At 45.7% G+C, this 23,183-nt stretch carries 21 protein-coding genes; 17 read left to right on the forward strand and 4 right to left on the reverse strand.

Features of this window, described 5'->3' with window-relative positions; translation table 11 throughout:
- The first annotated feature begins 23 nt into the window (after positions 1-23).
- From ispC to OO778_RS04295, 15 genes are all read left to right on the forward strand, one after another.
- Positions 24-1,229 (forward strand): 1-deoxy-D-xylulose-5-phosphate reductoisomerase, encoded by a 1,206-nt coding sequence (gene ispC / locus OO778_RS04225; protein ID WP_074191695.1) that lies wholly within the window; start codon positions 24-26, stop codon positions 1,227-1,229.
- Positions 1,229-2,587: a sigma E protease regulator RseP gene (gene rseP, locus OO778_RS04230; protein ID WP_012841504.1), complete on the forward strand. Its 1,359-nt coding sequence runs from the start codon at positions 1,229-1,231 to the stop codon at positions 2,585-2,587. Before ispC ends, rseP begins: the two co-directional genes overlap by 1 nt.
- A gap of 44 nt (positions 2,588-2,631) precedes the next feature.
- A complete protein-coding gene (gene bamA, locus OO778_RS04235; RefSeq protein WP_006741664.1) occupies positions 2,632-5,046 on the forward strand; it encodes an outer membrane protein assembly factor BamA in 2,415 nt (804 codons plus the stop codon).
- A 13-nt stretch (positions 5,047-5,059) separates the two neighbouring features.
- Positions 5,060-5,569 (forward strand): OmpH family outer membrane protein, encoded by a 510-nt coding sequence (locus OO778_RS04240; RefSeq protein WP_005391804.1) that lies wholly within the window; start codon positions 5,060-5,062, stop codon positions 5,567-5,569.
- A 6-nt stretch (positions 5,570-5,575) separates the two neighbouring features.
- Complete coding sequence (gene lpxD, locus OO778_RS04245) at positions 5,576-6,607, forward strand: UDP-3-O-(3-hydroxymyristoyl)glucosamine N-acyltransferase (protein WP_046875503.1); 1,032 nt, start codon at positions 5,576-5,578, stop codon at positions 6,605-6,607.
- Positions 6,608-6,839: 232 nt separating this feature from the next.
- Positions 6,840-7,292, forward strand: a complete 453-nt coding sequence (gene fabZ / locus OO778_RS04250; protein ID WP_005380349.1) for a 3-hydroxyacyl-ACP dehydratase FabZ — start codon at positions 6,840-6,842, stop codon at positions 7,290-7,292.
- A gap of 1 nt (position 7,293) precedes the next feature.
- A complete protein-coding gene (lpxA, locus tag OO778_RS04255) occupies positions 7,294-8,082 on the forward strand; it encodes an acyl-ACP--UDP-N-acetylglucosamine O-acyltransferase (RefSeq protein ID WP_005380357.1) in 789 nt (262 codons plus the stop codon).
- 119 nt (positions 8,083-8,201) lie between these two features.
- Entirely contained in the window at positions 8,202-9,341 is a 1,140-nt protein-coding gene (lpxB, locus tag OO778_RS04260) for a lipid-A-disaccharide synthase (protein ID WP_074191694.1), read from the forward strand.
- 9 nt (positions 9,342-9,350) lie between these two features.
- Complete coding sequence (rnhB, locus tag OO778_RS04265) at positions 9,351-9,986, forward strand: ribonuclease HII (protein WP_065645511.1); 636 nt, start codon at positions 9,351-9,353, stop codon at positions 9,984-9,986.
- Between the two features lie 81 nt (positions 9,987-10,067).
- On the forward strand, positions 10,068-13,547 hold the full coding sequence (dnaE, locus tag OO778_RS04270; RefSeq protein WP_005385364.1) for a DNA polymerase III subunit alpha: 3,480 nt from the start codon (positions 10,068-10,070) through the stop codon (positions 13,545-13,547).
- 46 nt (positions 13,548-13,593) lie between these two features.
- Positions 13,594-14,553, forward strand: a complete 960-nt coding sequence (gene accA, locus OO778_RS04275) for an acetyl-CoA carboxylase carboxyl transferase subunit alpha (protein ID WP_005380365.1) — start codon at positions 13,594-13,596, stop codon at positions 14,551-14,553.
- 106 nt (positions 14,554-14,659) lie between these two features.
- A complete protein-coding gene (gene tilS, locus OO778_RS04280; protein WP_074191693.1) occupies positions 14,660-15,970 on the forward strand; it encodes a tRNA lysidine(34) synthetase TilS in 1,311 nt (436 codons plus the stop codon).
- A 70-nt stretch (positions 15,971-16,040) separates the two neighbouring features.
- The gene (locus tag OO778_RS04285; RefSeq protein WP_074191692.1) at positions 16,041-16,355 is read left to right on the forward strand and encodes a cytochrome c; all 315 of its coding nucleotides are present in this window, start codon (positions 16,041-16,043) and stop codon (positions 16,353-16,355) included.
- 187 nt (positions 16,356-16,542) lie between these two features.
- Entirely contained in the window at positions 16,543-16,881 is a 339-nt protein-coding gene (glnB, locus tag OO778_RS04290) for a nitrogen regulatory protein P-II (RefSeq protein WP_005436810.1), read from the forward strand.
- A gap of 139 nt (positions 16,882-17,020) precedes the next feature.
- Positions 17,021-17,866 (forward strand): endonuclease/exonuclease/phosphatase family protein, encoded by an 846-nt coding sequence (locus OO778_RS04295; RefSeq protein ID WP_264910753.1) that lies wholly within the window; start codon positions 17,021-17,023, stop codon positions 17,864-17,866.
- A gap of 1 nt (position 17,867) precedes the next feature.
- Here the strand turns inward: OO778_RS04295 and OO778_RS04300 are convergent, their stop codons facing one another.
- The 3 genes from OO778_RS04300 to gloB form a co-directional block, all read right to left on the reverse strand.
- Positions 17,868-18,554, reverse strand: coding sequence for a YIP1 family protein (locus OO778_RS04300; RefSeq protein ID WP_264910754.1), 687 nt, complete (start codon positions 18,552-18,554; stop codon positions 17,868-17,870).
- The gene (locus tag OO778_RS04305) at positions 18,551-20,134 is read right to left on the reverse strand and encodes a LysM peptidoglycan-binding domain-containing protein (protein WP_264910756.1); all 1,584 of its coding nucleotides are present in this window, start codon (positions 20,132-20,134) and stop codon (positions 18,551-18,553) included. Before OO778_RS04305 ends, OO778_RS04300 begins: the two co-directional genes overlap by 4 nt.
- 255 nt (positions 20,135-20,389) lie before the next feature.
- Entirely contained in the window at positions 20,390-21,148 is a 759-nt protein-coding gene (gloB, locus tag OO778_RS04310; RefSeq protein ID WP_047008870.1) for a hydroxyacylglutathione hydrolase, read from the reverse strand.
- 37 nt (positions 21,149-21,185) lie between these two features.
- Here gloB and OO778_RS04315 point away from each other — a divergent pair, with 37 nt between their 5' ends.
- Positions 21,186-21,932, forward strand: a complete 747-nt coding sequence (locus OO778_RS04315) for a class I SAM-dependent methyltransferase (RefSeq protein ID WP_012841508.1) — start codon at positions 21,186-21,188, stop codon at positions 21,930-21,932.
- Here OO778_RS04315 and rnhA read toward each other — a convergent pair.
- Positions 21,929-22,393 (reverse strand): ribonuclease HI, encoded by a 465-nt coding sequence (gene rnhA, locus OO778_RS04320; protein WP_012841509.1) that lies wholly within the window; start codon positions 22,391-22,393, stop codon positions 21,929-21,931. The genes OO778_RS04315 and rnhA overlap by 4 nt on opposite strands.
- Before the next feature lie 59 nt (positions 22,394-22,452).
- Here rnhA and dnaQ point away from each other — a divergent pair, with 59 nt between their 5' ends.
- Positions 22,453-23,175: a DNA polymerase III subunit epsilon gene (gene dnaQ, locus OO778_RS04325; protein WP_005380385.1), complete on the forward strand. Its 723-nt coding sequence runs from the start codon at positions 22,453-22,455 to the stop codon at positions 23,173-23,175.
- Positions 23,176-23,183 lie beyond the last annotated feature (8 nt).

The raw sequence follows: 23,183 nt of genomic DNA on the forward strand, positions 1-23,183 counted from the left end.
GAGCTTTCTAACGGTCTTACAACATGCAAAAGTTAACGATTCTTGGTGCTACTGGATCCATTGGTGCAAGCACGCTTAAAGTGGTCGAACAAAACCCAGAGCTGTTTTCTGTCGTTGCCTTAGCGGCAAGCACCAACGTTGAAAAGATGATCGGGCTATGTCGTCAGTGGCAACCTAAATACGCGGTAATGGCGGACAAAGCCGCAGCGATTCAACTCCAATCTGAGTTACATTTGGTTTCGCCAAACACCGAAGTATTAGGTGGTGTGGATGCTCTATGCCATATTGCTTCATTGGACGAAGTTGACAGTGTGATGGCTGCTATTGTCGGAGCGGCTGGTCTACTGCCTACCATGGCTGCTGTGAAAGCTGGTAAGCGAGTATTGTTGGCAAATAAAGAAGCACTGGTCATGTCAGGCCAGTTATTTATTGATGCCGTAGAAGAGTTTGGTGCGGAGCTACTTCCCGTCGATAGTGAACACAATGCTATTTTCCAGTGCTTACCACAGCAAGTACAAACCAATTTAGGTCGTTGTAATTTACAAGAACATGGCATTTCTCATATTTTGCTGACTGGTTCTGGTGGTCCTTTCCGTTACACTGACATCGCAGAACTGGAAAAGGTGACTCCTGAACAGGCGATCGCCCATCCGAACTGGTCGATGGGACCAAAGATTTCCGTTGACTCAGCCACGATGATGAACAAAGGCTTGGAGTATATCGAAGCTAAATGGTTGTTTAATGCGGTTCGCGAGCAGCTAAAGGTTATTATTCATCCGCAGTCTGTTATTCATTCAATGGTTCAATACCGCGATGGTTCGGTTTTGGCACAAATGGGTGAGCCGGATATGGCGACCCCTATTGCACTGACTATGTCATACCCATCAAGAGTTGAAGCTGGGGTTAAGCCACTAGACTTCACGCAAATTGGCGAATTGACGTTTTTGCAACCTGATTTTGCTCGTTACCCATGTTTAAAACTAGCAATTGACGCTTGTTATGAAGGTCAACATGCAACAACGGCACTGAATGCAGCGAATGAAGTCGCTGTTGATGCATTTTTAAATAACAGCCTAGGTTTTACGGATATCGCTCGCATCAATGAGTCTGTGTTGAATAAAATCAATGCAAGCTGCAAAGCTGAGAATGCGAATAGCTTGGAAAGCTTGTTAGAGCTAGATAGAATGGCACGAACTATTGCCCTAGAAACCATACGCGAGCGTAGCTGATGACTGGTATATTGTGGAATCTCATTTCTTTTATCGTCGCACTGGGCATTCTTGTCGCTGTGCACGAGTTTGGGCACTTTTGGGTTGCTCGCCGTTGCGGCGTGAAAGTTGAAAAGTTTTCAATCGGTTTCGGCAAGTCTATCTGGAGTAAGGTAGGCAAAGACGGAACGGAGTACAGCATCTCAATGATCCCTCTCGGCGGCTATGTAAAAATGGTTGATAGCCGTGTTGATGAGGTGCCAGAACATGAGAAGCATTTAGCGTTTGATAAGAAGCCGCTATGGAAGCGAACCTCTATTGTTGCGGCAGGCCCTATCTTTAACTTCCTTTTCGCAATCTTCGCCTATTGGCTCGTATTTCTTATTGGTATCCCAGCAGTTAAGCCAGTAATTGGTGAAGTTACGCCCAATTCGATCGTCGCAGAAGCCGGAATTGAATCTGGAATGGAACTTAAATCGATATCTGGTATCAAAACTCCGGATTGGGAATCGGTAAATATGGGATTGATTTCTCATATTGGCGATGATTTGATGACAGTAACACTGACGTCAGCGAATGAAGTTGGTTCAGAAGTAACGAAAACGCTCGATCTGCGCGAATGGGAGTTCGACCCTGAAACTCAGTCTGCGATGCAGTCCTTGGGTTTTGCGCCGTATACACCGGAGGTGTATCGCGTTATCGAACAGGTTTCGCAAGGTGGAGCGGCGGAAAAAGCAGGTGTGCTTCCAGGTGATGAGATTGTCGCTATTGATGAACAACGCGTCACGGAGTGGAAGCAGGTTGTTGAAGCGGTTCGCTCTAATCCTGATACACCGATTGAATTAACGGTATTGCGTCAGGGCTATGAGCAAACATTAACGCTGACGCCTGGTAGCCGTGAGCTAGCTAACAAAGAAGTCGTTGGTTTTGCAGGTATTGCACCTAAAGTCGCAGAATGGCCAGAAAGTTATCGCTTCGACCTTCAGTTTGGTGTATTCGAGTCAGTAGGTAAGGCGGTAGACAAAACCGGCCAAGTCATTGGCTTGACAATCAGCATGCTTAAGAAACTGATTGTTGGTGACGTTGGTCTGAATAATCTGAGTGGTCCAATATCAATAGCCAAAGGCGCAGGTGCGACGGCTGATTATGGCTTGGTCTACTTTTTAGGTTTTCTCGCTCTAATTAGTGTTAACCTAGGTATTATTAATCTCGTTCCTTTACCAATGTTGGATGGCGGTCATTTGTTGTTTTTTGCAATTGAAGCAGTCATTCGACGTCCCGTTCCTGAGAGAGTGCAGGAAATGGGTTTTAGAATTGGTGGTGCGATCATCTTCTCGCTCATGGCGTTAGCGCTATTTAATGATTTTACTCGTCTGTGATAGTTCAGAGACAAAAGCAGTAGCAAGGAATAATTAGAACAAGTATGGCGATTAAGCGAATTCTATTTGCAAGTTTACTGGCGACCAGTGTATCTGCAAATGGAGCAGAGAACTTCGTAGTTCAAGATATTGAAATCGATGGATTGCAGCGTGTAGCACTGGGTGCTGCGTTGTTGAAAATGCCTGTACGTGTCGGTGATACCATTGGCCAAGGCGATGTTGCAGAGATTATCCGTGCACTGTATGCATCTGGTAACTTTGAAGATGTGAAAGTGTTACGTGACGGCGGCGTTCTGATGGTTCAAGTCAAAGAACGTCCTACCATTGCCAGCATCTCATTTTCTGGTAACAAAGCAATCAAGGACGAGCAGCTACAAGAAAACCTGAACGCATCTGGTGTTCGTGAAGGCGAAGCGCTTGACCGCACCACGCTAAGCAACATTGAAAAAGGCTTAGAAGACTTTTACTACAGCGTAGGTAAATACAACGCAACAGTAAAAGCGGTGGTGACTCCACTGCCACGTAACCGTTCTGACCTAAAGTTTGTCTTTACTGAAGGCGTGTCGGCAAAAATTCAGCAAATCAATTTTATCGGCAATGAAGTTTTCAGCGATGAGGACCTTCTTTCTCGTTTTAACTTGAATGTTGATGTGCCGTGGTGGAATTTTCTGTCTGACGAAAAGTACCAAAAACAAGTGCTTGCAGGTGATATTGAAGCGCTCAAATCATTCTATCTGGACCGCGGTTACCTAAAATTTAACGTTGATTCGACACAAGTTGCAATCTCTCCTGACAAGAAAGGGGTATACATTACTCTTGGCTTAGAAGAGGGCGAGGTTTACACCGTCAAGGACGTAAAGTTCCGTGGTGATTTGATTGGTGAGGAAGCGACGTTCGAACGACTTGTACCATTTGAAGACAATGAGACGTACAACGGCTCGTTGGTCACTTCAATGGAAGAGGGTATTAAACGTGTGCTTGGTGAGTCCGGCTACGCTTATCCTCAAGTGAATACCATTCCTGAGTTTGACGACGAGAATCAAGAAGTTTCTTTGGTCGTTAACGTCGATCCAGGTAACCGAATTTACGTTCGTGATATCCGCTTCACGGGTAACAACTCAACCAAAGATGAAGTCCTTCGTCGTGAAATGCGTCAGATGGAAGGCAGTTGGTTAAACTCGAAATCGATTGAAACGGGTAAAACTCGTCTAAACCGTTTGGGTTACTTTGAAAACGTTGAAGTACAAACCGTTCGAGTGCCAGGTAGTGATGATCAAGTCGACCTAGTTTACTCTGTCAAAGAAGCGAACTCTGGTAGCGTTAACTTCGGTGTTGGCTACGGTACCGAATCAGGCGTGAGCTTCCAGGTCGGTCTGCAACAAGATAACTTCATTGGTAGCGGTAACCGTGTTGGTATCAACGCGATGATGAATGACTACCAAAAAAACATCAGTCTAGATTACCGAGACCCGTACTGGAACTTAGACGGTGTTAGCTTAGGTGGTAAGGTCTTCTACAACGAATTTGAAGCGAAAGAAGCCAATATCGTTGACTATACCAACGAAAGCTATGGTGCGAGCTTAACGTGGGGCTTCCCATTCGATGAGCTGAACCGTTTTGAATTCGGTGTCGGTTATACGCACAACAAGATCGGTAACTTATCGCCTTACTTGCAGGTAGAGCAATTCTTACGAGCACAAGCAGACAACATTGATTCTAGTGGAGCGTTGAACACGAACGACTTCGACTTCAATATCTCTTGGACACGTAATAACTTAAACCGTGGTTACTTCCCAACGGCAGGTAACCACCAACGTGCGTTCTATAAAATGACCGTACCTGGCTCTGACGTTCAATACTTCAAAATGCAGTACGATGTTCGCCAGTATGTGCCATTGACTAAGAAGCATGAGTTTACCCTCTTGTTCCGTGGTCGCTTAGGTTACGGCAATGGTTACGGCCAAACAGATGGTAACGATAACTTGTTCCCATTCTATGAAAACTACTACGCCGGTGGCTTTACGTCGCTTCGTGGTTTTGGTTCAAACTCTGTTGGCCCTAAAGCGGTTTACCGTGATACATCAGGCTCAAACAATGGTGCAGATACAGCAACAGATGACTCTGTCGGTGGTAACGCCGTGGCGCTAGCAAGTGTTGAGTTGATTGTCCCAACACCATTTGCGTCAGAAGAAGTACAAAACCAAATTCGTACCAGTATCTTCTTTGATATGGCAAGTGTTTGGGATACTGAGTTTGACTATCGCGATTCAGGTGCGGAATATGGTGACCGTTACTACTACGATTACTCAGATCCAACCAACTACCGCTCTTCTTACGGTGCGGCGTTGCAGTGGATGTCTCCAATGGGGCCACTAGTATTCTCACTAGCGAAACCAATTAAGAAATTTGATGGCGATGATGAAGAGTTCTTCACATTCACTATCGGTAGAACTTTCTAAAGAGGAAAATATTTTGAATAAAATGATCAAAGCGGCTGGGATTGGCCTTCTTGTACTGAGCTCTTCAATGTTTGCAAATGCGGCAGAAGCTGCACAGAAAATTGCTTATGTAAATACAGCTCAAGTTTTCCAAGCTCTTCCTCAACGTGAAGTTGTACTACAAAAAATGCAGAAAGACTTCAAAAGCAAAGCTGATGAACTGAAGTCAATCCAAGCACAAGCTAAAACAAAGATCGAAAAGCTACAACGTGACGGCGAGCTTTTGGGTCAAGACGAAGTTGAAAAGCTACGTATCGATATCGCGAAGCTAGACAGCGAGTACAAAGTGAAAGCACAAGCACTTGAAAAAGCAAGTGCGCGTCGTGAAGCTGAAGAAAAAGCGAAGCTTTTCAAAACGATTCAAGATGCAGTTAAGAAAGTCGCAGACAAAAATGGTTACGATCTTGTGATTGATATCTCTGCTTTGCAGTACGGCAAGCCAGAATACAATATCTCTGAAGACGTAATTAAAGCTCTAAAATAAGAAGTTATGAAGACATTAACATTAGCCGAATTGGCGACAATTACCGGGGGTGAGCTGTTTGGTGACGAGTCTCTCGTTGTAAGCCGTGTTGCCCCAATGGATAAAGCACAAGAAGGTGACGTAACCTTCTTGTCTAACCCAAAATACGCAAAACACCTTTCTGAGTGCCAAGCTACCGTTGTTATGGTAAAGGCTGAGCATAAAGATCAATGCGTTGGAAATGCGCTAGTGGTTTCAGACCCTTATGTCGCATTTGCTCGTGTGGTTCAAGCGATGGATACCACACCAAAACCGGCAGACGATATTGCACCAAGTGCTGTGATTGCCGCTGATGTTAAGATGGGTGAGAACGTTACAATCGGCGCTAACGCCGTGATTGAAACGGGCGTGGAACTCGGCGACAACGTAAGCATTGGCGCTGGTTGTTTTATCGGTAAGAACGCCAAGCTAGGGAATAACACCAAGCTTTGGGCTAATGTCACTATCTATCATGAAGTGTCATTGGGTGATGACTGTCTCGTTCAATCGGGTACCGTCATTGGCTCTGATGGCTTCGGTTATGCGAATGACAAAGGCGAGTGGATCAAAATCCCTCAGCTTGGTTCAGTGCGTATCGGTAACCGCGTTGAGATTGGTGCTTGTACTACGATTGACCGCGGTGCACTCGAAGATACTATCATTGAAGACAATGTCATTCTGGATAACCAACTTCAAATCGCGCACAACGTGCAGATCGGATATGGTACCGTGATGCCTGGTGGTACTATTGTCGCGGGCAGTACAAAAATTGGTAAGTACTGCCAGATTGGCGGCGCGTCTGTTCTGAATGGCCATATCACTATCGCAGATGGTGTGGCGATTACAGGTATGGGCATGGTAATGCGCAGTATCGAAGAAAAAGGCCTTTACTCATCAGGTATTCCACTACAAACGAACAGAGAGTGGCGTAAAACTGCAACTCGAGTTCACCGTATTGATGAGATGAATAAGCGCCTGAAAGCGGTTGAAAAGCAGCTGGAACAGAAAGAAGAAATTTAGAACAAGTTATTTTTCGCTCTGTATTTAACGTGAAAGCTAACAGGCTCTAGTTCCATATTCTGTACGAAGACTCGCGAAATGCGGGTCTTTTTCTTCTATAATGACGCGCTCTAAGTAGATTTAACTCCAAGATGGTGCGTATTTTGCTTGTATATTGCAAAGCGATTCGGCTTTACGACCTGTTGCCACGTTTGCCATCTTGGCGGCAAAAAATTGATATAGGAAGACGACTTTGACTACTGAAAAGAAAACGATGAATATCTCTGAAATTCAAGAGCTACTACCTCATCGCTACCCATTCTTATTGATCGACCGAGTGATAGACTTCCAAGAAGAGAAGTACCTTCACGCGATTAAAAACGTGTCGGTTAACGAACCTCAGTTCACAGGTCACTTTCCTCAACTACCAGTATTCCCAGGTGTTTTGATTTTAGAAGCAATGGCTCAGGCAACAGGCTTACTTGCATTTAAATCATTTGGTGCACCAACAGAAAATGAACTGTACTACTTTGCAAGCGTAGACGGCGCGAAATTCCGTAAACCAGTGGTTCCGGGCGACCAATTGGTTATTGAGGTAGAATTTCTGAAAGAACGTCGCGGCATTGCTGCATTTAGCGGTGTAGCAAAAGTTGACGGCGAAGTGGTATGTTCTGCAGAACTGAAGTGTGCTCGTCGAGAGTTTTAATATGATTCATGAAACCGCTAAAATCCACCCGGCAGCGGTGGTAGAAGAGGGCGCCAAAATTGGTGCTAACGTAACGGTAGGTCCTTTTACGTACATCACCTCTACGGTTGAAATTGGTGAAGGCACAGAAGTGATGTCTCACGTTGTGATCAAAGGTCACACGACTATTGGCAAAGATAACCGTATTTTCCCGCATGCTGTTATTGGTGAGGAAAACCAAGATAAAAAATACGGTGGTGAAGATACAACCGTGGTTATCGGTGATCGTAACGTCATTCGTGAAGCGGTCCAAGTTCACCGTGGCACAGTGCAAGACAAAGCAACCACGATCATTGGTGATGACAACTTATTGTGTGTGAATGCACACGTTGCGCATGATGTTGTTATTGGTAACCACACTCATATCGGTAATAACTCGATTCTTGGTGGTCACGTTACTGTTGATGATTATGCCGGTGTGATGGCACTGTCTGCGATTCACCCGTTTTGTACAGTGGGCGCTTACGCGTACATTGGCGGCTGTTCAGCAGTGGTGCAAGATGTCCCAGCTTACGTACTCGCGCAAGGTAACCACGCAACACCTTTCGGCTTGAACCTTGTTGGCTTGAAGCGTAATGGTTTTGAGAAACCAGAGATTCGTGCGCTACAAAAAGCGTATAAAGAAATCTACCGTTCAGGTAAGACGCTAGAAGAAGTGAAGCCTATTCTAGCTGAAATGGCTCAAGAGTGGCCAGCAGTGAAGCGTTTCTCTGATATTCTGGAAACGACGGAACGTGGCATTATTCGTTAATTGGCGAATGAAGCAATAAATAAAAAGATCGTGACCGAATTTGAGGTTACGATCTTTTTGTGTTTTATGGATAAGGCAAACCGTTATCCATAGCGCACAGGAAAAATAGCGAAGTAGATATGGAAAGACCATTACGTATTGGCATCATTGCCGGAGAATTGTCTGGCGATACGCTAGGTGAAGGCTTTATCAAAGCAGTAAAGCAACAATATCCAGACGCAGAGTTCGTAGGCATTGGCGGTCCGAAAATGATAGCCCAAGGTTGCGAGTCTCTGTTTGATATGGAAGAGCTTGCGGTGATGGGATTAGTCGAGGTTTTAGGCCGCTTACCGAGACTTCTTAAAGTGAAAGCTGAGCTCGTTCAGTATTTTACTCAGAATCCGCCTGATGTTTTCATCGGGATCGATGCTCCTGACTTCAACTTACGCCTAGAGCTTGACCTCAAGCAAGCGGGCATTAAAACCGTTCATTACGTGAGTCCGTCTGTTTGGGCTTGGCGTCAGAAGCGCATCTTTAAAATAGAAGCGGCAACGAACTTGGTGCTAGCATTTCTTCCGTTTGAGAAAGCGTTCTACGACAAATTTAATGTACCTTGCGAGTTCATTGGTCATACCTTGGCTGATTCCATCCCACTAGAATCAGAACAAGCGCCTGCACGTGAGTTGCTTGGTTTAGAACAAGATAAAAAGTGGCTTGCTGTCCTGCCAGGCAGTCGTGGTAGCGAGTTAAAAATGCTCTCTGAGCCATTTATTGAAACCTGCAAGTTACTCCATAAAAAATTTCCAGAACTGGGGTTTGTTGTCGCGCTTGTTAATCAAAAACGCCGTGAGCAGTTTGAACAAGCCTGGAAAGAATTCGCACCAGAGTTGGACTTCAAGTTAGTTGATGACACCGCACGCAACGTCATCACCGCATCCGATGCCGTGATGCTGGCCTCTGGTACCGTAGCGTTGGAGTGTATGCTTCTCAAGCGTCCAATGGTGGTGGGTTATCGTGTGAATGCATTTACTGCTTTCTTAGCTAAACGTCTATTGAAAACGAAGTATGTGTCATTGCCGAATATCTTAGCGGATGATGAGCTCGTCAAAGAATATCTACAAGATGAGTGCACACCAGACAATTTGTTTGCTGAGGTTTCTCGCTTATTGGAAAGCGACAATAAACCGATGTTAGATAAGTTTACGGAAATGCATCATTGGATCCGTAAAGATGCGGACCAACAAGCCGCAAACGCGGTTCTAAAACTGATTGAAAAATAGAGATTTATCATGGCTGTTAAACCAAAAGCGACCAAAACCAAAGTTGAACTCCCTCCGTTTGAATATCCGCAAGGTTACCAGCTTGTGGCCGGAGTCGACGAGGTCGGACGTGGCCCTTTGGTGGGAGACGTCGTCACCGCTGCGGTTATCCTTGATCCTAACAATCCTATTAAAGGGTTGAACGATTCGAAAAAATTGACCGAAAAGAAACGCATGGCGCTGCTTCCTGAAATCAAAGAAAAAGCATTGGCGTGGGCGGTCGGGCGTTGTTCTCCTGAAGAAATCGATCAACTGAATATTTTGCAGGCGACTATGGTTGCGATGCAGCGTGCAGTGGCGGGGTTACAGGTTCAACCTGATTTGGTGTTGATTGATGGTAACCGTTGTCCGGAGCTGCCAATGGATGCTCAAGCTGTAGTAAAAGGCGATCTACGTGTTGCCGAAATCAGTGCGGCTTCAATTATTGCCAAAGTCGTGCGTGACCAAGAGATGGAAGAGTTGGATAAACTTCATCCACAATTTGGCTTCGCGAAGCACAAAGGTTACCCAACTAAAGCGCACTTTGAAGCGATTGAGCAACACGGAGTGATCAGTGAACACCGCAAGAGTTTCAAGCCAGTAAAAAAAGCGTTAGGCATAGAATAATCAAACGATCTAATTGGTGTTATAAACCCAACCTCTTTAGGTTAGAATCCCCAACAAAATAGAGTTACACGGTACCTGTTAATGTCAGATCCCAAATTCATCCACCTGCGTGTTCATAGTGACTTCTCGATGGTGGATGGCCTCAACAAAGTTCCGCCAATCGTAAAGAAAGTTGCTGAGCTCGGTATGCCCGCAATGGCGTTGACCGACTTTACCAACCTATGTGGTTTGGTGAAGTTTTACGGTACGGCGCATGGCAGTGGTGTTAAACCGATCATTGGTGCTGACTTTAAAATGCAGTCGGACGAGTTTGGTGAAGAGCTGACACAAGTGACTTTGCTTGCGGCGGATAATGTAGGTTATAAGAACCTGACGTTATTGATATCAAAAGCGTACTTACGTGGACATGTTCAACACCACCCGGTGATTGATAAAGCCTGGTTGGCTGAAATGTCTGAAGGCCTGATTGTATTATCCGGCGGTAAAAGCGGGGAAATTGGTCGCGGCCTTTTGAAAGGCAACCGTCAAATAGTGCAAGGGTGTGTTGATTTTTATAAACAGCATTTTCCAGATCGCTTTTATCTTGAGTTACTTCGTACCGGTCGTCCAGATGAAGAGACTTATCTTCACTTTGCAGTTGAATTGGCAGAGCAGCAAGACTTGCCAGTAGTGGCGACCAATGAAGTTGTATTCCTGAGTCCAGACCTATTTGATGCTCATGAAATACGCGTAGCGATTCACGATGGTTACACATTAGAAGATCCGCGTAGGCCAAAAAACTACAGTCCGCAGCAATATCTTCGTACAGAAGAAGAAATGTGCGAGCTGTTTGCTGATATTCCTGAAGCGTTAGAAAACAGTGTCGAGATAGCGAAGCGTTGTAACGTGACTGTGCGCTTAGGGGAGTACTTCCTACCAGCCTTCCCAACTGAAGGGATGAAAGAGACTGAGTTCTTAGTCATGAAATCCCGAGAGGGCTTGGAAGAGCGTTTAGAGTTCCTATTTCCAGATGAGGAAGAGAGGAAACGTCGTCGCCCTGAATATGATGAACGTCTTCAGATAGAGCTAGATGTTATCAACCAAATGGGATTCCCTGGTTACTTCTTGATCGTAATGGAGTTCATCCAGTGGTCAAAAGATAATGGAATTCCTGTAGGTCCTGGACGTGGTTCCGGTGCCGGCTCTTTGGTGGCTTACGCATTAAAAATCACCGACCTGGATCCATTAGAATACGACTTGCTGTTCGAACGTTTCTTGAACCCAGAACGTGTCTCGATGCCCGATTTCGACGTCGATTTCTGTATGGATAAACGTGACCAGGTTATTGACCACGTTGCGGAAATGTACGGTCGCGACGCGGTGTCTCAGATCATCACGTTTGGTACCATGGCGGCAAAAGCGGTAATCCGTGACGTTGGCCGCGTATTGGGTCATCCATTTGGTTTTGTTGATCGTATTTCAAAGCTGATCCCGCCTGATCCAGGCATGACGCTAGATAAGGCGTTTAAAGCTGAACCTGCGCTACCTGAATTGTATGAGGCCGATGAGGAAGTTAAAGAACTCATCGACATGTGTCATATTTTGGAAGGTTGTACGCGAAACGCCGGTAAACACGCTGGTGGCGTTGTAATTTCACCTACAACAATTACCGATTTTGCACCAATTTATGCAGACGCTGAAGGTCACTTTCCGGTTACTCAATTTGATAAAAACGATGTTGAGACCGCTGGCCTAGTTAAGTTTGACTTCTTGGGTTTACGTACCTTAACCATTATTGACTGGGCGTTAGGGCTGATTAACCCACGTCTAGAGCGAGAAGGTAAGGAGCCGGTTCAAATTGAATCCATACCGTTAGAAGATCCTGCCTCTTTCCGTTTGTTGCAAAACTCTGAAACGACAGCGGTATTCCAGCTTGAATCTCGAGGCATGAAAGAGCTGATCAAACGACTTCAGCCAGACTGTTTCGAAGACATTATCGCATTGGTAGCACTCTTCCGTCCGGGTCCTTTGCAATCGGGCATGGTAGATAACTTTATCGACCGTAAACATGGTCGAGAAGCGATCTCTTATCCAGATGAAAAGTGGCAACACGAGTCGCTAAAAGAGACGCTTGATCCAACCTACGGCATCATCCTGTACCAAGAGCAGGTAATGCAGATTGCGCAGATCTTAGCGGGTTACACGCTAGGTGGTGCGGACATGCTCCGCCGTGCAATGGGTAAGAAAAAGCCAGAAGAGATGGCAAAACAACGTGCTATCTTTGAAGAAGGTGCGATAAAGAACGGTATCGATGGCGAGTTGGCGATGAAAATCTTCGACTTGGTAGAGAAGTTCGCTGGTTATGGTTTTAACAAATCGCACTCTGCTGCTTATGCATTGGTTTCTTATCAGACTCTTTGGCTGAAAACCCATTATCCTGCCGAATTTATGGCCGCGGTAATGACAGCTGATATGGATAACACGGAAAAAGTCGTTGGCTTGGTCGATGAGTGTTTCCGTATGAAGCTCACCGTGTTGCCACCAGACATCAACTCTGGCCTATATCGCTTTAATGTTGATGAAAATGGCGCAATTGTTTACGGTATTGGTGCGATAAAAGGGGTAGGTGAAGGTCCTATCGATGCGATTCTTGAGGCGAGAAATAAAGGTGGTCACTTTAAAGACCTATTTGATTTCTGTGCTCGAGTTGATCTAAAACGCGTCAATAAACGAGTGATAGAGAAGCTGATTTACGCGGGCGCGTTGGATCGACTAGGCCCACACCGCGCGGCGATGATGGCGTCACTCAATGATGCGGTAAAAGCAGCAAGTCAACATCATCAAGCTGAGGCGTTTGGTCAAACGGATATGTTTGGTGTGCTAACGGATGCGCCTGAAGAAGTAGAGCATAAGTATACGCAGGTTCCGCCTTGGCCAGAAAAAGTGTGGTTAGAGGGCGAGCGTGATACCCTAGGTCTATATTTGACAGGGCACCCAATTAACGCCTACGTAAAGGAACTAAACAAATACACCAGTTGTCGACTAAAAGACGCAACACCTACGCGTCGCGACCAATCTGTCACGGTGGCTGGCCTGGTTATTGCCGCTCGTGTAATGACGACCAAGCGTGGCACACGAATTGGTATTATGACACTGGATGACCGAAGTGGTCGTATGGAAGTGATGTTGTTCTCAGATGCACTGGATCGATACGCTGAACTTCTCGAAAAAGACAGAATTTTGGTCGTTTCTGGACAGGTCAGCTTTGATGACTTCAACGGTGGCCTTAAAATGTCGGCGCGTGAAGTTATGGATCTCGGCAGTGCGCGCGAGAAATACGCTCGTGGTTTGTCGGTATCGATAGATGCAAATCAGATCAACGATCAGTTTTTTGAGCAGTTCAGCCGTATTTTAGAACCGCACAAAGCCGGAACCGTACCCGTCAATGTATACTACCAGCGTGCCGACGCCAGAGCGCGGTTAACATTGGGCACCGAGTGGCGAGTAACGCCAAGTGATACATTACTCGACGATTTAAAACAGTTACTTGGCAAAAGCCAGGTAGAACTCGAATTTAACTAAAAATTCAGCGCAATATGTTAGACGCTGAGTAAACAAGGATTCATAGATGAGCCTAAACTTTCTTGAATTTGAAAAGCCAATTGCAGAACTAGAAGCGAAAATTGAAGCACTACGTGATGTCTCTCGTCACGGTGGTGATTCTGCGATTGACCTGGATAAAGAAATCGAACAGCTTGAGAAGAAAAGCTTAGAGCTGAAGAAAAAAACCTTCAGCGACCTAGGCGCATGGGAAACAGCTCAACTGGCTCGTCACCCACTACGTCCTTACACGCTGGATTACATCCAACACGCTTTTGAGGAGTTTGATGAATTAGCGGGTGACCGCGCGTTTGCAGACGACAAAGCGATTGTGGGTGGCATGGCTCGCCTTGAAGGCCGCCCTGTGATGATCATTGGTCACCAAAAAGGTCGTGAAACCAAAGAAAAGGTGAAACGTAACTTTGGTATGCCGAAACCAGAAGGCTACCGTAAGGCTCTACGCTTGATGGAAATGGCAGAGCGTTTCAACATGCCGATCATCACATTTATCGACACGGCTGGCGCGTATCCAGGAGTGGGCGCAGAAGAGCGTGGTCAATCTGAAGCTATCGCGAAAAACCTAAAAGTGATGTCTGGTCTTAAAGTGCCAGTAATCTGTAACGTTGTTGGTGAAGGTGGTTCAGGCGGCGCACTAGCAATTGGTGTAGGCGACTACGTGAACATGCTTCAGTACTCTACGTACTCAGTAATCTCTCCTGAAGGTTGTGCTTCAATCCTATGGCGTGATTCTGATAAAGCGCCACAAGCGGCAGAAGCGATGGGCCTAACTGCTCCGCGTCTTAAAGAGCTTGAACTGATCGACGAAATCATCGAAGAGCCATTAGGCGGCGCTCATCGCGATCATGTTCAAATGGCAGCGAATATGAAAGCGACATTACTTCGTCAGCTAGAAGATCTAGAACAATTGGATGAAGAGACGCTACGTGAACGTCGTTACCAGCGCCTAATGAGCTACGGTTACTGTTAATTTCGGTGATTGCAATTAAGCGTTAGCTGATATCTCAAGTGATAACAGTTAAAATAGAAAGGGTTGGATGAGAGTCCAGCCCTTTTTTGTACCTATCGGATCGCTTATGGAATCGCTTTACCTGCATTTTGCTCAAGTTCTCGGCCGCTACTATCAATCAGGCACTAAGGTTGTCTTGGCGTTTAGCGGAGGAGTGGATTCACGTCTTTTACTCGAATTACTCAGTCGCTATCAACAAGCGCATTCGATAGAGTGCCACGCCGTATATGTGCACCATGGTTTGAGCTCGAATGCCGATGATTGGGCTGATAAATGCCTACTGTGGGCAAAACAAGTGGGGATATCATGCTCGATTGAGCGAGTGAGCTTAGACATCAGCAATGGTGAAAGTATTGAACTTCTTGCTCGTGAAGCTCGCTATCAAGCCTTAACTAAGTACGTTCAAGAAGGCGATATACTGTTGACCGGCCAACATGCTGATGATCAACTAGAGACTTTTCTCCTTGCTCTTAAGCGAGGCAGCGGGCCAAAAGGGTTATCTTCGATGGCGGAGAGTATGCCGTTTTCTAGTGGGTCCCTAGTTCGACCATTGCTTACTATCAAGCGGAAGACCATCGAAGACGCGGCTACTAAATTAGGTTTGGAGTGGGTGGAAGACGAAAGCAACCAAGATACTCGTTATGATCGTAACTTTCTTCGTCATTGTGTTATCCCTGAATTGTCTGGTCGCTGGCCTAGTATCCATCAAGCGGTTCAGCGCAGTGCAAGCTTATGTGCTCAGCAAGAAGCGCTATTGGATGAACTATTGAGCGCGGTGTTTGAACGCGCTTTACAAACGGATCTAAGTTTAAGTATTAAAGAACTGGCTAAGCACAGTGAATTAGCGCGTGCGCGCTTGATTCGTATGTGGCTGGCTAAGCTTAATACTAGTATGCCGACTCAGGTACAACTCAATCTTATCTGGAATGAAGTCGCATTAGCTCAGCAAGATGCCAACCCCAAACTACAACTTAAACAAGGTGAAGTGCGCCGTTTTCGAAATCGTCTCTACTGGGTAACAGAAATCGCTGACGTCACTGAGTGGCAAAGTACGATTCAAGTCGATACCGTTTTATCGCTTCCAGAGCGGCTAGGGGAGCTGACCTTAACGACGAGTTCTAGTAACGCAACGATTGCGCTTCCGAGTCAGCCAGAATTGCTTCGCGTGACCTTCAATCCGGAAGGCTTATCAGCTCATCCAACCACGCGTAATCACAGTCGAAAACTGAAGAAATTATTCCAAGAATACAATGTGCCAAGCTGGCTGCGTCGTCAAATTCCGATTTTGATGTATCAAGACCGAGTCGTTGCTGTGGCAGATCTGTTCGTTGATCAGGCGTTTAATGGTCAAGATTGTGAACTTATTTGGCGCAGGTAATGAAAATTCATGCCACAATGTCGATTATAAAATATAAAAATCCTTAAATAATAATTGATTAGGTGAAGCAATGAAGAAAACAATCATGGGCGCAATGGTGGCGCTAACCATGTTCAGTGGGCAGGCTCTAGCAGCGGGAGATGCCACAGCAGGTCAAGCAAAGGCAGGAGTATGCGCTGCGTGTCATGGCGCCGACGGCATTGCTGTCATTCCGGGTTACCCAAACCTGAAAGGGCAAAACGAGCAATACATTATCAGCTCAATTAAAGCCTATAAAAACAAAGAGCGAACAGGTGGTCTTGCTGCTGTTATGCAAGCTCAAGCATCACTGTTGTCTGATGAAGATATCGCAAATCTAGCGGCTTACTACGCAAGTTTGAAGTAAACGCGAGTCTGAAAAAGCTTGGACGATTGGGCATTGAGCTGTCCTCATTGGGGTTTTATCAACTCACGATATTCGCCATGTTAATTTGCTCAATCTGGATTTTCGCTGGTGGATCAGAGACAAACATTGAATGTTGCGAAACGCTAAACGATAATAAGCGCAATCGATTGAAGCTTAAGGGATGAACATGAAAAAAATTGAAGCGATTATCAAGCCATTTAAATTGGATGATGTTCGAGAAGCGCTAGCTGAAGTTGGCATTACAGGGATGACCGTCTCTGAAGTGAAAGGCTTTGGTCGCCAAAAAGGTCACACCGAGCTTTACCGTGGTGCAGAGTACATGGTGGACTTTCTGCCTAAAGTGAAGCTCGAAATCGTTGTAACGGAAGATGTGGCTGATAAATGCGTAGAGACGATCATTGAAACCGCGCAAACCGGCAAAATTGGTGATGGTAAAATCTTTGTTACTGATGTTGAGCGTGTGGTTCGTATCCGTACTGGTGAAGAAGACGAAGACGCGATCTAAGGTTTCTTGTTACCTGTCTCGTATTTATTATGCTAAAAGGGAGCCAAGTGGCTCCTTTTTTGTTTTTTACTTTCAGTGAAATCAAATAACCCGAGGTTGGTTGTTCCAGTTTTAGGGTGCGTATATTCAGGTTTGTCGTATGTTTAAGCGTTTTTTTCTGGCGTTAGCTTTTCTTATTATGGCGGTATTGGTCGGCTTCCAGGTTATTTTCACCGTACCAGATCAGCCGCAAATCATTACTCAAACAGGTTCAGAGCTGACGCAGGATATTAGGTGTATCGAATTTAGCGGCTCAAAAGCTCTGGATCAGGGCGGTGAAATCAATGTACTTGTCTGGAATATCTACAAACAGAACCGGACTAATTGGCAAAGCGCACTCAATGAATTCTCTGCTGATAAGCAGCTGCTGTTATTGCAAGAAGCCAGCATGACACCATCTTTTAAGCAATGGTTGGTGGATGGCAACTGGGTCAGCAACCAAGTGAGTGCCTTTAAGGCGCTGGGCAGCGGTGCGGGTGTGATTAGTATCGCTCAAGGGCAACCAGAAAAAGCCTGTGCTTATACGTCTAAAGAGCCTTGGCTGCGTTTACCCAAGTCTGCACTATACAGCCAGTATCACTTAAGCGATGGCGAGAGACTCGCTGTGGTGAATGTACATGCGATTAACTTCACGGTTGGCACGCAAGAGTATGTCTCTCAGTTAACGGCTCTTGAAATGCTTTTAAAGCATCATACAGGGCCGATCCTATTCGCTGGAGACTTCAATAGTTGGAGTGAATCTCGCGTTAATGCGATGCGACAGGCCTTAAAAGCCGCGGACTTGCAGGAAGTGACGTTCTCGCCTGATCATCGAGTCCAATTTATAACGGGATTACCGTTGGATCACGTATTTTACCGAGGATTGACCCTCAAATACGCGAAAGCGCCGCAGAGCGACGCTTCCGATCATAACCCATTGTTACTGTCATTTACGTTAGATGACTAGCTTAGGTCACTACAATATAAAGCGCCCAAATAACGTAGAAGAATACCCATGGCAGGCTTGCAATCACCAAGGCTTGCCCACGTTCAAACTCAGTCCAAGTAAGCACAACACCGTAGCCCAATACAATATACCAAGGCAGCAGTAGTGGTAGTGAGCTGGCAAAATGCGACCACTCGCTGGTAAGCGGCAGTTTTAATAGACCATTGAGGCTGTTTAAATCTGCTGCGTAAGTCATCACCTGGCCATGCTTGAGTAACAGGCTCGCGTAGCTTGCGATATCGCCTAGTACTGCTGGGAATAAGATTGCACACGACGCGGCAAACCACTTCCAGTAACCATATTGTTGCTTGCTTGCCTTCGTTGCAAGAAAGAACCAAAACGCAAGCAACAGTAAGGTGGCAAAGCGGTTGAATACATCATTGATGATCGCACTGGCCATTAGCGTGTTTGGCTCTAATAGCTCAATCTGCTTTGGGTCGATTTGCTGAAACTGCTCGGCAAGTTGGTCACTGAGCCACGTGAAATCGACATTCGAAAAGTAAGCGCCCCAGAATAAAAACGGACTAAGCATCAAGAAGATGAACGGTTGCCATCCCCATCCGCCGCGTTGGTAAAGCGCTAGAAAGCAAGATGTTGGAGAACGAAAAATGTCCAACAGCATCACAAGTGGGTTGCTTGATGGGTTCATACACTTACCTTCGTTACGTCAACGTACAACTTAAGTTTTTGACCTGGTTGTAAGTATTTTTTCTTGTGTAGCGAGTTCCATTTCACGATGTCGTTCGTTTTTACTTTGAACTTGCTTGCAATGCCGCTAATGGTGTCACCAGAGCGAACGTTGTAGAAAACGGTACGAATCACAGCACCTTTGTCTGAGTCCTTCCAAATCACGAGCTTTTGACCAACGCGCAATGGATCTTTAGGGCCCATGCCATTCCATTTTGCTAACGATTTATACGACACTTTATTTTCACGTGCGATTGACCACAAACTTTCTCCAGACTGAACGACATGAGTGAGCTTGAGTTGTCCACGAACACGTGATTGAGTCTTGCTTAATCGATTTTGTGCCGTTAGTGCGTATTTCGCATCGTCTTTTGTTGACGTCGGAATCAGTAGGTATTGGCCAATACGAATATTGTTATTCGACAGGCCGTTTGCACGTCGAATCACTTTTGTGGTTGTGCCGTATTTATTAGCTAGCACACTTAAAGAGTCACCAGACTTCACCTTGTAGCGAGCGACCTTCATCCCTTTACCACGGTTTTTCTCCACCTTAGTGAGAAAAGTCTCTTTTTTCTCTACCGGAATCAAAAGTTGGTGCGGACCTTCAGGCGCAGTCGACCATTGGTTGTATGCAGGGTTGTAACTTTGTAACTCTTTCACACCAATGCCGGCATAATCTGCTGCAATGGCCAGATCAAGCTGTTCTTTCGGATCGACAAGCGTTAGAACAGGTTTGTTTGGAATCGCAGGAATATTAAGTCCGTACTTGTCTTGGTTTGCGATGACGTCAGCCAAGGCTAGCAGCTTAGGTACGTAACTGCTGGTCTCTTTTGGTAAGTCCAATGAGAAGAAATCGATAGGTTTACCGAGCTTTTTATTCTTACGAATTGCGCTAGAAACACGGCCACCACCACTATTGTAAGCGGCAATTGCATGCTCCCAGCTACCATCAAAACGCTCGTTTAGTTGTACAAGGTAGTCCAGTGCGGCATCCGTTGCTGCTGCCACATCTCGGCGACCGTCATACCAGTAGTTTTGCTCTAGTCCCATCATCTTTCCGGTGCCAGGGACAAATTGCCACAATCCAGCTGCACTACCATGTGAGTAGGCAAAGGCATCGAATGAGCTTTCCACCACAGGAAGCAAAGCAAGCTCCATTGGAAGTCCACGCTCTTCGATACGTTTTGTGATCATGTATAGAAAAGGAGTCGCACGCTTAGACACCGTGTAAAGGTGATTCGGGTGCTTTAGATACCACGTACGGTAGTAGTCCACTTTCTTATGGTTTGGGATATCCATTTCAAGTTGCATGGCGATACGTTGCCATACATCTTCTTGTTCCTGAGGGGAAAGAACTTTAGGCGCGTCGTTAGCGGATTTTTTTGCTAAAGACGATGTGTTGCCCGGTTGAGCCTTCGCTGCATTTTGTTTTGCAGTCTGCTCAGATTTATTGGTTTCTGGTGTAGAAGACGTTGAGTCTGACTGAGTCAATTGACAGCCAGATAATAACAACGCCAACGCCCAGGTATACTTCAAACGCATGGATTCAGCCTATTTAGGGCCTTTTTATCTTCACCTGCCTGTCGCGCAACACAATGTGCGTGGCAGTCGCAAGATAATAGACATCTTTTAAACACTAACTAATTAATAGAGGCAAAGAGCTTCTAAATTATGCAATGGGGAGAAATTCAAATAGATTTATATCAACCCCAAACGTAAGAGAAGCGCCAGTGGCGCTTCTCGAAAAATCAGCCCCTGATAATACTGGGGTCTTGCAAACTTACAAGCAGAAAATGGTTAAAATTCGTTCTTCCACTCACGCAAAGCAGTAAAAACCGAGCATGGATCGCTATTTTTAATGCGACTAGCAACAGATTGAACCACGTCAGGATTGGTGGTTCGCAAGAACGGATTAATCCACTTTTCTTTGCGTATTGTTGTTGGAAGTGTCGGAATGTTTAGAGCTCGCAGTCGGTTTACATCATCGCGATATTGACGGAGCTGCTCATTATCAGGCTCAACCGCTAAAGCAAACGCCACGTTACTCGCGGTGTATTCATGCGCGCAGAAGACTTGAGTTTCTTCTGGTAGAGACGTTAGCTTGTTTAGTGACTCAAACATTTGCTCTGGCGTACCTTCAAAAATACGACCGCAGCCTGCGGAAAACAACACGTCACCGCAAAACAGTTTTCCGTCTCCAACGTAACCGATATGACCTAAGGTATGGCCTGGTAACCCAAGTACTAAGAAAATCTCACCAAACAACTCCAGCTTGTCGCCTTCTTCCATTGGTGTCGTTAGGGTTGGAATTGGCTCAGATTTCGGGCCCACAACGGCGACTTCAGGAAAGGCACGCACTAAGTCTGGAACGCCACCAATGTGATCGTTGTGGTGGTGCGTAATTAAAATCGCTTCTAAAGTTAATTCGTTAGCGTGCAAGTATTCTAACACTGGCTTCGCATCGCCCGGATCAACGACTGCGCAACGCTTATCGCTATTTTGTATCAGCCAGATGTAATTATCATTAAATGCGGGTATGCTTTTGATCTCTAACACGATTCGTTCTCCGTCACCCATTTTAGTCAGGTGGTTAATGAAACCAGCACTCAGCAACAAAACTATACCACACCCGTCGACTTGGTCAGCAATGAACAACGGTCCGTGGGTGCTTGAGTCAATCCAGACCCGACTTGATGAATGGTGCCCGAAACTCTTCGGCTACCATATGCTCAAACTGGGCGGGTTGAGCTGTGAGCTAACCAGCTGTAATTGTAACATTCAACACCAAGTCAACGTAGATATCCAGAACCCGTTGCATAATGTAATTGCAGATGGTTACGAATTGCCCTTTTTGGAAAAAAGCTTTGATGTTGTGATACTCGCTCATCAGCTCGACTATGCAAGCGATCCACACCGTTTGCTACGGGAAGTCGATAGAGTGATGATGGATGATGGTTATTTGATAATCACTGGATTTAACCCACTAAGTTTGACTGGATTAGCGAGTTTGCTTCCTTGGCGTAAACATAATTTGCCTTGGAGTGGACGAATGTTTACGTCGAACCGCATCAACGACTGGTTAGGGTTACTTAATTATCAAGTGATTCATTGCGACCGTTACGCGCTGTTTCCGATGAAGCGTTACCGCACGATGTGGACATGGTTGGAAAACAGTCTCGGTGATTGGGCGTCACCTGCAGGGAGTTTGTATTACATTGTGGCAAGGAAACGAACATACCCTCTCAAGCCTATCAAACCGCATTGGCGTTTGAAGAAAAAGCTCACACCACTAGGGGTGATGAATCGAGAGGGCAATACTATGAGGAAAGAATCTCGTTAAGAGGGTTGGTAACCAGTATCTTCCTCGGTTGGGTTTTCTGCGGCGGTACGGGCTAGCTCATCACAAATTTCATTCTCACGATGACCAGCGTGGCCTTTTACCCAGTGCCATTCAACTTGATGGCGTGCAGTTTCTTTGTCTAGAGCTTGCCATAGATCGGCATTCTTCACGGGTTTTTTATCCGCTGTTTTCCAGCCACGCTTCTTCCAGTTATGGATCCACTGAGTAATACCTTGGCGCACATATTGGCTGTCAGTCGTTAAAGTGACTTTGCAAGGTTGTTTTAACGTCTGCAGCGCGACGACAGCCGCCAACATTTCCATACGGTTGTTGGTGGTTAACGTGTAGCCTTTGGAAAGCGTCTTTTCTACGTCTTTGTAACGCAATACAATGCCGTAACCACCTGGTCCTGGGTTACCTAAACAAGAACCGTCAGTGAAAATCTCAACGTGTTTGGTCATATTTTTTGGTACTATTAGCCGAAACATTTAATAAAGCATAGTCTGACATACATAACCTTATGAATACCAGCAGCAATTCTGAATATAACCGCATTGTCGTTCTCGATACCGAAACCACAGGTATGAACCGCGAGGGTGGTCCTCACTACATGGGACACCGCATTATTGAAATCGGTGCCGTGGAGATCATCAACCGTAAGCTGACTGGTCGTCACTTCCACGTTTATTTAAAACCCGATCGTGAAATCCAACCAGAAGCGGTTGAAGTTCACGGTATTACGGATGAATTCTTGGTTGATAAACCGGAATACGCGAGCGTGCACCAAGAGTTTCTTGAGTTTATTAAAGGCGCCGAACTTGTTGCCCACAATGCGCCCTTCGATACGGGCTTTATGGATTACGAGTTTGGCATGCTCGATCCTAACATCGGCAAAACGGACGACTACTGCAAGGTGACCGACACCCTTGCTATGGCGAAGAAAATCTTCCCAGGTAAGCGAAACAACCTTGATATCTTATGTGAACGTTACGGTATTGATAACTCGCACCGTACACTCCACGGAGCTTTGCTCGATGCGGAGATTCTAGCCGACGTTTACCTCTTTATGACGGGTGGTCAAACGAGTCTAGAGTTTAACGCGAATAAACAAGAGGGTGGGGTAGAAACCATTCGCCGTATTGAAGGAAGAAAAGCGCTAAAGGTTTTGCGCGCAAGTGCCGATGAACTAGAAGCTCACCAAAAAAGATTAGAGTTGGTGAACGACTGTATTTGGCATCAATAGGAGAAGCT

The organism is Vibrio sp. STUT-A16, from assembly GCF_026000495.1.
Lineage (GTDB): Bacteria > Pseudomonadota > Gammaproteobacteria > Enterobacterales > Vibrionaceae > Vibrio > Vibrio diabolicus.

What these genes read in the sequence shown, in the direction of transcription:
- ispC (WP_074191695.1), top strand. Translation starts at nt 24, where the DNA reads ATGCAAAAGTTAACGATTCTTGGTGCTACTGGATCCATTGGTGCAAGC.
- rseP (WP_012841504.1), top strand. Translation starts at nt 1,229, where the DNA reads ATGACTGGTATATTGTGGAATCTCATTTCTTTTATCGTCGCACTGGGC.
- bamA (WP_006741664.1), top strand. Translation starts at nt 2,632, where the DNA reads ATGGCGATTAAGCGAATTCTATTTGCAAGTTTACTGGCGACCAGTGTA.
- lpxD (WP_046875503.1), top strand. Translation starts at nt 5,576, where the DNA reads ATGAAGACATTAACATTAGCCGAATTGGCGACAATTACCGGGGGTGAG.
- lpxA (WP_005380357.1), top strand. Translation starts at nt 7,294, where the DNA reads ATGATTCATGAAACCGCTAAAATCCACCCGGCAGCGGTGGTAGAAGAG.
- lpxB (WP_074191694.1), top strand. Translation starts at nt 8,202, where the DNA reads ATGGAAAGACCATTACGTATTGGCATCATTGCCGGAGAATTGTCTGGC.
- rnhB (WP_065645511.1), top strand. Translation starts at nt 9,351, where the DNA reads ATGGCTGTTAAACCAAAAGCGACCAAAACCAAAGTTGAACTCCCTCCG.
- dnaE (WP_005385364.1), top strand. Translation starts at nt 10,068, where the DNA reads ATGTCAGATCCCAAATTCATCCACCTGCGTGTTCATAGTGACTTCTCG.
- accA (WP_005380365.1), top strand. Translation starts at nt 13,594, where the DNA reads ATGAGCCTAAACTTTCTTGAATTTGAAAAGCCAATTGCAGAACTAGAA.
- tilS (WP_074191693.1), top strand. Translation starts at nt 14,660, where the DNA reads ATGGAATCGCTTTACCTGCATTTTGCTCAAGTTCTCGGCCGCTACTAT.
- OO778_RS04285 (WP_074191692.1), top strand. Translation starts at nt 16,041, where the DNA reads ATGAAGAAAACAATCATGGGCGCAATGGTGGCGCTAACCATGTTCAGT.
- glnB (WP_005436810.1), top strand. Translation starts at nt 16,543, where the DNA reads ATGAAAAAAATTGAAGCGATTATCAAGCCATTTAAATTGGATGATGTT.
- OO778_RS04295 (WP_264910753.1), top strand. Translation starts at nt 17,021, where the DNA reads ATGTTTAAGCGTTTTTTTCTGGCGTTAGCTTTTCTTATTATGGCGGTA.
- OO778_RS04300 (WP_264910754.1), bottom strand. Translation starts at nt 18,554, where the DNA reads ATGAACCCATCAAGCAACCCACTTGTGATGCTGTTGGACATTTTTCGT.
- OO778_RS04305 (WP_264910756.1), bottom strand. Translation starts at nt 20,134, where the DNA reads ATGCGTTTGAAGTATACCTGGGCGTTGGCGTTGTTATTATCTGGCTGT.
- OO778_RS04315 (WP_012841508.1), top strand. Translation starts at nt 21,186, where the DNA reads ATGAAACCAGCACTCAGCAACAAAACTATACCACACCCGTCGACTTGG.
- rnhA (WP_012841509.1), bottom strand. Translation starts at nt 22,393, where the DNA reads ATGACCAAACACGTTGAGATTTTCACTGACGGTTCTTGTTTAGGTAAC.
- dnaQ (WP_005380385.1), top strand. Translation starts at nt 22,453, where the DNA reads ATGAATACCAGCAGCAATTCTGAATATAACCGCATTGTCGTTCTCGAT.